Source organism: Amycolatopsis sp. NPDC051373 (assembly GCF_040689465.1).
Taxonomy (GTDB): domain Bacteria; phylum Actinomycetota; class Actinomycetes; order Mycobacteriales; family Pseudonocardiaceae; genus Amycolatopsis.
In genome coordinates this window covers 116,297-125,477 of record NZ_JBFBAE010000016.1, presented here as the reverse complement: position 1 = coordinate 125,477, position 9,181 = coordinate 116,297, and the positions used below count along the sequence as shown (strand labels likewise).

4 protein-coding genes are annotated in these 9,181 nt (G+C 70.5%); 3 read left to right on the top strand and 1 reads right to left on the bottom strand.

Annotated features, from left to right (window positions below; genetic code table 11):
• The first annotated feature begins 331 nt into the window (after positions 1-331).
• Positions 332-4,093, top strand: coding sequence for an ABC transporter ATP-binding protein (locus AB0383_RS28740; RefSeq protein ID WP_364183967.1), 3,762 nt, complete (start codon positions 332-334; stop codon positions 4,091-4,093).
• Positions 4,094-4,147: 54 nt separating this feature from the next.
• Complete coding sequence (locus tag AB0383_RS28735; protein ID WP_366189005.1) at positions 4,148-4,780, top strand: DUF4291 domain-containing protein; 633 nt, start codon at positions 4,148-4,150, stop codon at positions 4,778-4,780.
• On the opposite strand, the gene AB0383_RS28730 is transcribed toward AB0383_RS28735, so the two are convergent.
• Entirely contained in the window at positions 4,777-5,049 is a 273-nt protein-coding gene (locus AB0383_RS28730) for a hypothetical protein (protein WP_364183961.1), read from the bottom strand. The genes AB0383_RS28735 and AB0383_RS28730 overlap by 4 nt on opposite strands.
• Positions 5,050-5,371: 322 nt before the next feature.
• Between AB0383_RS28730 and AB0383_RS28725 the strand changes: the two genes are divergently transcribed.
• Positions 5,372-9,100 carry a multifunctional oxoglutarate decarboxylase/oxoglutarate dehydrogenase thiamine pyrophosphate-binding subunit/dihydrolipoyllysine-residue succinyltransferase subunit gene (locus tag AB0383_RS28725; protein ID WP_366189004.1) on the top strand — a complete coding sequence of 1,243 codons (3,729 nt, stop codon included), beginning with the start codon at positions 5,372-5,374 and terminating at the stop codon, positions 9,098-9,100.
• Positions 9,101-9,181 lie beyond the last annotated feature (81 nt).

Here is a 9,181-nt window from a genome sequence, read left to right as displayed (position 1 = left end):
GGAAGGGGCGATGTGTTGCCCGGGGGCCGAGCCCCCGGAACCCCGCGGCGCGACCGGGGACCGACCCAGCGTGGTTGCCGTGAGCCGCGATGCGTTTTCGCACTTCGTGCTCCCGGGGAAGGGGCGATGTGTTGCCCGGGGGCCGAGCCCCCGGAACCCCGCGGCGCGACCGGGGACCGACCCAGCGTGGTTGCCGTGAGCCGCGATGCGTTGCGGCGCAAGGGCTTTCTTTGCCGGGTCGCGGTCGGGCGGCGGCGGCTGAAGGGGTGAAGGGACCCGTCATCCCTTCAAAGCGGAATAAAAAGTCGGTCCCCGTGCCTAGATTGAGAACGTGACCACCACTGCGACGCGCGCGCGTCAAGACCGCCCGGCTGCTGAGACGCCGGCTGCTCCCGTCGGCTGGGTCCGAAGGCTCTCGGCCGCGTGCTGGGAGCACCGGGGCGTCGTCGTGCTCGCGATGGCCGCGGCGATCCTGTCCGTGGGCGTGCAGGCGGCGAGCCCGCTGCTCGTGCGCACAGCGGTCGACGACGCGGTGGCGGGGCACACCGCGGGCCTCGGCGGCATCGCGGCCGCGCTGGTCACGCTGCAGGTGGTGGCGTTCGGCTCGGCGTTCCTGCGCCGCTACGTCGGCGGCCGGCTCGCGCTCGACGTGCAGCACGACCTGCGCAACCGCGTGTTCGGCTCCGTCTCGCGGCTCGACGGCGGCAAGCAGGACGCACTGCGCACCGGCCAGGTGGTCTCGCGGGCGATCTCCGACCTGCAGCTCGTGACCGGGCTGCTGATGCAGGTCCCGCTGTCGGCGGGGTCGGTGATCTTCGCGCTCCTCGCGCTGGGGGCGATGCTGTGGATGTCGCCGCTGCTCACGCTCATCGCGCTGGTGGTGGCTCCGGCCGTCGGCATCATCGTCACGTTGAGCCGCAAACGGCTCTTCCCGGCCACGTGGTCGGCGCAGCAGCGCGCGGCCGACGTGGCGCAGCAGGTGGAGGAGACCGTCACCGGCGTGCGCGTGGTGAAGGGCTTCGGCCAGGAGTCGCGTGAGGTCTCGCGACTGGAACGCACGGCGCGGCGGTTGTTCGCCGAACGGCTGCGCGCGGCCAAGCTGTCGGCGGTGCCCACGGCCACGACCACCGCGCTGCCGGCCGCCGGCCAGGTCGCGGTGCTCGCGATCGGCGGCGTCCTGGCGCTGAACGGCCAGATCAGCCTCGGCACCTTCCTCGCGTTCGCCACCTACCTCGCCACGCTGATCGGGCCCGCTCGGATGCTGTCCGGCCTGGTGGTGCAGGCGCAGCTCACGCGCGCGGGCGCCGAACGCGTGTACGAGCTCATCGACGCACAGCCCGACGTGGTGGACCGCCCCGACGCGCAGCCACTGCCCGAGGGCCCGCTCGGCGTCGAACTGGAAGACGTGAAGTTCGGCTACACCCGCAGCGAGCCGGTGCTCGACGGCCTCACGCTCACGGCGCGGCCGGGCGAGACACTCGCGCTGGTGGGCACCGCGGGGTCGGGCAAGTCCACGATCTCGCTCCTGCTGCCGCGGTTCTACGACGCGCACGCCGGCGTGGTCCGCGTCGGCGGCCTCGACGTGCGCGATGTGCCGCTGAAGCAGCTACGGCAGGCGATCGGCGTCGTGTTCGAGGAGGCGTTCCTGTTCTCCTCGTCGGTGCGCGACAACATCGCCTACGGCCGCCCCGACGCGAGCGACGAAGAGGTGTACGCGGCGGCGCGCGCGGCCGAGGCCGACGAGTTCATCCGCGCCCTGCCCCTCGGCTACGACACGGAGGTCGGCGAGCGCGGCCTCACGCTCTCGGGCGGGCAGCGCCAGCGCCTGGGCCTCGCGCGGGCGCTGATGACCGACCCACGCGTGCTGATCCTGGACGACGCGACGTCGGCGATCGACACCGTCACCGAGGCCGCGATCCACGACACGCTGCGCTCGGTCACGGCCTCGCGCACCACCTTGCTCATCGCACACCGCCGCTCCACGCTGCAGCTCGCCGACCGGATCGCCGTGCTCGACCAGGGCAAGGTCGTCGACGTCGGCACGGAGGAGGAGCTGCAGGCGCGCTGCCCGCTGTTCCGCGAACTCGTGGCGGGCCCAGGCGACGACGTCGAGAAGCCGCACCGCTGCGAGGGCCTCGAGCCCGACGCCGGCGGCATCACGCCGGTGTTGTGGCCGCGCGACGACCGCGACGAGGTCGACGCGCTCGCCGAAGCCGCCGCCGCTCGCGGGGCCACACCGGGCGGTGGAACCGGTTTCGCCGGCGGCGGTGGCGCGGGGGCCGACGTACCGCCGACGCCGGAGCTGCTGGAAGGCGTGCGCAAGCTGCCGACCGCCGACGACCGGCCACGACTGTCCGAAGTGGACGTCACGGCCGCCGACCCGGGGTTCCGGCTTTCGCGGCTGCTGCGGCCCGTGCGGTGGCCGCTGATCGCGGTGATCGCGCTGGTGGCGGCCGACGCGCTGGCGTCGCTGGCGCTGCCCGCGCTGTACCAGCGAGGGGTGGACCACGGCGTGCAGCCGGGTGTCGTCAGCGTGATCTGGCTGATGGCGGGCATCGGCGCACTAGTCGTCGCGGCCGACTGGTTCGTGGTGCGCGGCCAGACGCGGCTCACCGCGCGCGTCGGCGAGACGGTGCTGTACTCCCTGCGCGTACGCAGCTACGCGCACCTGCAGCGGCTAGGGCTCGACTACTACGAGCGCGAGCTGTCCGGGAAGATCATGACCCGGATGACCACGGACGTCGATGCGTTGTCCACGTTCCTGCAGACCGGTCTCGCCACGGCCGTGGTGAGCGTGCTGACGCTGGCGGGCATCACCGTGGCGCTGCTGGTCACCGACGCGTCGCTGGCGTTGTACGCGCTTGCCCTCCTGCCCATTCTGCTGGTGTCGACGGTGATCTTCCGGCGCGTTGCTTCGCGGGCGTACTCCGAAGCGCGCGAGAAGGTAAGCGTGGTCAACGCCGACCTGCAGGAGAACGTGAGCGGCCTGCGGGTCGCCCAGGCATACACGCGCGAAGAGCGCTCGGCGGAGGCGTTCGCTTCACGCAGCGACGCGTACCGGCGGTCGAGGTTGCGGGCCCAGCGCTATGTCGCCACGTACTTCCCGCTGGTGGCGCTGATGTCGGACCTGGCGACCACCACGGTGCTCGTGGTCGGCGCCAACCGCGTGGCCGCGGGCACGCTGGAGGCCGGTGTGCTGCTCGGGTTCCTGCTGTACCTGCAGCAGTTCTTCTCGCCGATCCAGCAGCTGTCGGCGGTATTCGACGGCTACCAGCAGGCGGCCGTCGGCCTGTCCCGCATCGGCGACCTACTGCGCACGCCGACGTCGGTGCCGCCCGCCGCGCACCCGATCGCGCTGCCGGACCACCTGAGCGGCGAGGTGACGTTCAAGGACGTCGACTTCTCCTACACGGGCGCCGAGCAGCCGGCGCTGGAGAAGCTGTCGCTGGACGTGGCGCCGGGTGAGACCGTGGCGCTGGTCGGCGCGACGGGCGCGGGCAAGTCCACGGCGGTGAAGCTGGTGGCGCGCTACTACGACGCCACGGGCGGCGCGGTGCTGATCGACGGCGTCGACGTCCGCGAGTACGACTTGCCCGGCCTGCGCGCTCGCATGGGTGTGGTGCCGCAGGAGGCGCACCTGTTCTCCGGCACGGTCGCCGACAACGTCCGCTACGGCCGACCCGGCGCGACCGACGCGGAGGTCGAGGCGGCCGTCCGCTCGGTCGGCGCGCTCGACGGCGTCGCCGCCCTGCCCGCCGGCTTCCTCCAGCCCGTCGGCGAACGCGGCCGGTCGCTGTCCGCGGGCCAGCGCCAGCTCGTCGCGCTCGCCCGCGCCGAGCTCGTGAACCCCGACGTCCTGCTGCTCGACGAGGCCACCGCCGCTCTCGACCCCTCCACCGAGGCGGCCGTACTGCGCGCCACCGAACACCTCTCGCGCCGCCGCACTACCTTCGTCGTCGCGCACCGCCTGGCCACCGCCGCGAAGGCCGACCGCATCGTCGTCCTCGACCACGGCCGCATCATCGAACAGGGCACCCACGCCGAACTGCTGGCGGCCGGCGGCCACTACGCCCGCTTGTGGTCCCTCGGCTGACGTCGGCGGAAAAGCCTTCGCCAGGCACCGGCGCACGACACGAGAATCAGGAGGGTGTTCGAAGAGACGGTATTCGAAGCGGCCAGGGTCCCGGCCCATCAGATCCGCGCGCGCCACGACGACCGGACGATCCGCGTCTACCAGGCGTACTCACCGGAGATCGCCGACGCGGCGTTGGCCGCCGGCACGTTCGTGGCGCCGTTCAAACGGGATCGGATGACATGGATCAAGCCGTCGTTCACGTGGATGGGCTACCGCTGCGGCTGGGCGACCAAGCCCGGCCAGGAGCGCGCCCTGGCGCTCGACATGACCCGCGAGGGCTTCGCCTGGGTGCTCGCCCACGCGGCGCTGAGCCACTTCGACCCGCGCGTGCACCGCGACCAGGCAGCGTGGAAGGCCGCGATGCGGACCAGCCCGGTCCGCGTGCAGTGGGACCCCGAGCGTGACGTGCACCACCGGCCGCTGCCGCATCGCTCGGTCCAGCTCGGGCTGGGCGGCGAGGCCGTGGACCGGTACGTGGACGAGTGGATCACCGCGGTCACCGACGTCACGCCGGTCATGCGCGCCATCCGTGAGCGCCTCGCCGACGGGCGGGTCACCGAAGCGCGGGCGCTGCTGCCGGCCGAGCCGCCGTACCCGTTGTCCGCCGAGCTGGCGGAGGCCGTAAACGCGACCGAAGAGAACTAAGGCAGCTCACGCCACGCCAGCTCGCCCCACCCGGCCGACGTGACCTCCGCCTCGGAGGCCCAGCGGATCGTGCCCGGGCGGACGTGGCTGTCCTGGTCGATGGACCAGTCGGGTTCGCAGGGTGCGACGTGCTCGAAGTCCTCAATGCCGGCGGGGGTGTGCCAGACCACACCACAGGAGTCGCACATGAGGACGACCTTGCCGTTCTCGACGACCAGGGGGCGGATGAGCCCCTGGTCCCAGAACGAGGGACATTCGACGAGCCACATCGTGCTGCACCACCTCGGAGCGCCAGGGCGGCCGCACAGCCGACGTGTGCCGCATCCTCCCGACAGTGCACCGGGTGGGCGTGAACGCGTGCGGGCGCCTCGGCGAAGGAGGCCCCAACGTTGCCCGAAATAGTCGTGACCGGCGGATCTCCTCTACCTCAAAAGTCCGCTCCTCGGGACACTTGATCGAGTCAGTGATCGATCCCCTAGTGCGCCAGGCCTCACAGAGGGCAGTTCCATCACACGGCCGTCACAGAGGGGGTTAGCCTGGTAGGCGCATTAGCACAGACAAGATCGAGACGGATAGAGGCGAGCCCAAGCCGTGTCCAGCAGCAGCCCTGCGTCACAGTTCGGCCCTAACGAGTGGCTGGTCGAGGAAATGTACGACCAGTTCCTCGCGGACCCTTCCTCAGTCGATGCCGCCTGGCACGACTTCTTCGCAGACTTCAAGCCGACGCAGACGGCACAGGCGAAGGCCGACAGTGCGCGCCAGAGCGCGGCCACCACTGCGGCCAGCGGAAACGGCCACGCGACCGAACCGTCCGCCAAGGCGGTCCAGAACGCCGAGTCGGCCGCCCGGCAGTCGGCGCCGGCCAAGCCGGCCGCCGCCCCCGCGCCGGCGCCGGCGCCGGCCCCGAAGAGCGCGCCCGCGAAGCCGGCTCCGAAGGCCGCCGAGAAGGCGCCCGCCGCCACGCCGGTGGGGAAGGAAGAGCCCGAAACCAAGCAGCTGCGCGGCGCCGCCGCGGCGATCGCGAAGAACATGGACGCCTCGCTGACGGTGCCCACCGCGACCAGCGTGCGCGCCGTCCCGGCGAAGCTGATGGCGGACAACCGCATCGTCATCAACAACCACCTCAACCGCACCCGCGGCGGCAAGATCTCCTTCACGCACCTCATCGGCTACGCCATGGTGCGAGCACTGAAGGACTTCCCGAACATGAACCGGCACTACCAGCTGATCGACGGGAAGCCGTTCTCGGTCACGCCGGAACACGTGAACTTCGGCCTCGCCATCGACATGAAGGGCAAGGAGGGTGCGCGCACCCTCGTCGTGGCCTCGGTCAAGGGTGTCGAGGACATGTCCTTCCTGCAGTTCTGGCAGGCGTACGAGGACATCATCAAGAAGGCCCGCAACAACAAGCTCACCGCGGACGACTTCGCCGGCACCACCATCTCGCTGACCAACCCGGGCGGCATCGGCACCAACCACTCGGTGCCGCGCCTGTCGGCCGGCCAGGGCGCGATCATCGGCGTCGGCGCCATGCAGTACCCGGCGGCGTTCGAGGGCACGAGCGAGAAGACGCTGGTCGACCTGGCCGTCAGCAAGATCATGACGCTGACGTCCACCTATGACCACCGCATCATCCAGGGCGCCGAGTCGGGCGAGTACCTCAAGCGCATCCACGAGCTACTGCTCGGCGGCGACGGCTTCTACGACGACGTCTTCACCAGCCTGCGCCTGCCGTACGAGCCGATCCGCTGGGTCGCCGACATCCCCGAGGGCCCGGTCGACAAGACCGCCCGCGTGATCGAGCTGATCGACGCGTTCCGCACGCGCGGCCACCTGATGGCCGACACCGACCCGCTGAACTACCGCCAGCGCAGCCACGTCGACCTCGACGTCATCTCCCACGGCCTCACCCTCTGGGACCTCGACCGCGAGTTCCCGGTCGGCGGCTTCTCCGGCCAGGAGCGCATGACCCTGCGCGACATCCTGGGCGTGCTGCGCAACTCGTACTGCCGCACCGTCGGCATCGAGTACACGCACATCCTCGACCCCGAGGAGCGGCGCTGGATCCAGGACCGCGTGGAGATCCCGCACGAGAAGCCGGACTCCACCGTCCAGAAGTACGTGCTGTCGAAGCTCAACGCCGCCGAGGCGTTCGAGACCTTCCTGCAGACGAAGTACGTCGGCCAGAAGCGCTTCTCGCTGGAAGGCGGCGAGACGGCGATCCCGCTGCTCGACACCATCCTCGACAAGGCCGCCGAGCACGAGCTCGACGAGGTCGTGATCGGCATGCCGCACCGCGGCCGCCTCAACGTGCTGGCCAACATCGTCGGCAAGCCGATCAGCCAGATCTTCCAGGAGTTCGAGGGCAACCTCGACCCGGGCCAGGCCCACGGCTCCGGTGACGTGAAGTACCACCTCGGCGCCGAGGGCAAGTACTTCCGGATGTTCGGCGACGGCGAGACGAAGGTGTCGCTGGCCTCGAACCCGTCGCACCTCGAGACGGTCGACCCGGTGCTCGAGGGCATCGTCCGCGCCAAGCAGGACATCCTCGACAAGGGCGGCGAGGGTTACACCGTGCTGCCGGTCCTGATGCACGGCGACGCGGCCTTCGCGGGCCAGGGCGTCGTGGCCGAGACCCTGAACCTCGCGCTGCTGCGCGGCTACCGCACCGGCGGCACCGTGCACGTGATCGTGAACAACCAGGTCGGCTTCACCACCGCGCCCGAGCACTCGCGCTCGTCGCAGTACGCCACCGACGTCGCGAAGATGATCGGCTCGCCGATCTTCCACGTGAACGGCGACGACCCGGAAGCCGCCCACTGGGTGGCCAAGCTGGCCGTGGAGTACCGCCAGGCGTTCCACAAGGACGTGGTCATCGACCTGATCTGCTACCGCCGCCGCGGCCACAACGAGGGCGACGACCCCTCGATGACGCAGCCGGCGATGTACGACATCATCGACACCAAGCGCTCGGTCCGGAAGACCTACACCGAGTCGCTGATCGGCCGCGGGGACATCTCCGTCGAAGAGGCCGAAGCGGCGCTGCGCGACTTCTCCAGCCAGCTGGAGCACGTCTTCAACGAGGTGCGCGAGCTCGAGAAGCACCCGGCGAAGGCGAGCCCCTCGGTCGAGGAAGAGCAGCAGGTGCCGGCGAAGGTCACCACTGCCGTCTCGCAGGAAGTCGTGGAGCGCATCGGCGACGCGTTCGTCAACGTCCCCGAGGGCTTCACCCCGCACCCGCGCGTGAAGCCGGTTATGGAGCGCCGCCACAAGATGTCGCGCGAAGGCGACGTCGACTGGGCGTTCGGCGAGCTGCTCGCGTTCGGCTCGCTGGCGATGGAGGGCCGCCTGGTGCGGCTGTCCGGCCAGGACTCGCGCCGCGGCACGTTCACGCAGCGGCACTCGGTGTTCATCGATCGCAAGACCGGCCAGGAGTACTCGCCGCTGCAGAACCTGGCCGAGGGCCAGGGCCGCGTGATGATCTACGACTCGGCGCTGTCGGAGTACGCGGCCGTCGGCTTCGAGTACGGCTACGCCGTGGCGAACCCCGAGTCGCTGGTCATGTGGGAAGCGCAGTTCGGTGACTTCGTCAACGGCGCGCAGACCGTGATCGACGAGTACATCTCCTCGGGCGAGGCCAAGTGGGGCCAGCGCTCCGACGTCGTGCTGCTGCTGCCGCACGGCCACGAGGGCCAGGGCCCGGACCACACGTCCGGCCGTATCGAGCGCTTCCTCTCGCTGTGCGCCGAGGGCTCGATGACCGTCGCCGTGCCGTCGACCCCGGCGAACTACTTCCACCTGCTGCGCCGCCACGCCCTCGACGGCATCCAGCGTCCGCTGGTGGTCTTCACGCCGAAGTCGATGCTGCGCAACAAGGCCGCGACGTCGGCGGTCGAGGACTTCACCGGCCAGAGCCGCTTCATGTCCGTCATCGACGACACCACGCAGAACCCCGACGGCGTCCGCAAGGTGCTGCTGACCTCGGGCAAGCTCTACTGGGAACTGGTGGCCGAGCGCAATAAGCGCGAGGCGAACGACGTCGCGATCGTGCGCATCGAGCAGTACTACCCGCTGCCGAAGCGCAAGCTGCTCGCCGCCATCGAGCGCTACAGCAACGCGACGCAGATCGCGTGGGTCCAGGAGGAGCCGGAGAACCAGGGCGCGTGGCCGTTCTTCGGTCTCAACCTGCCGCGGAAGTTCCCGGAGGTCTTCGCCGGCCTGCAGGTCGTCTCGCGCCGCCCGATGGCCGCGCCGTCGGCGGGTTCGTCCAAGGTGCACGAAGTGGAGCAGAAGGCGCTGATCGCGAAGGCGTTCGACTGATCGCTGGTTTTCTCCGGAGGCCACCACGGTTCGCCCGTGGTGGCCTCCGGGCGTTTGGTGGTATTTCTATACCGGCCAGTG

Bases quoted from the DNA above. Each gene is read 5' to 3' on its own strand.
- AB0383_RS28730 (WP_364183961.1), bottom strand. From the start codon at position 5,049: ATGTGGCTCGTCGAATGTCCCTCGTTCTGGGACCAGGGGCTCATCCGC.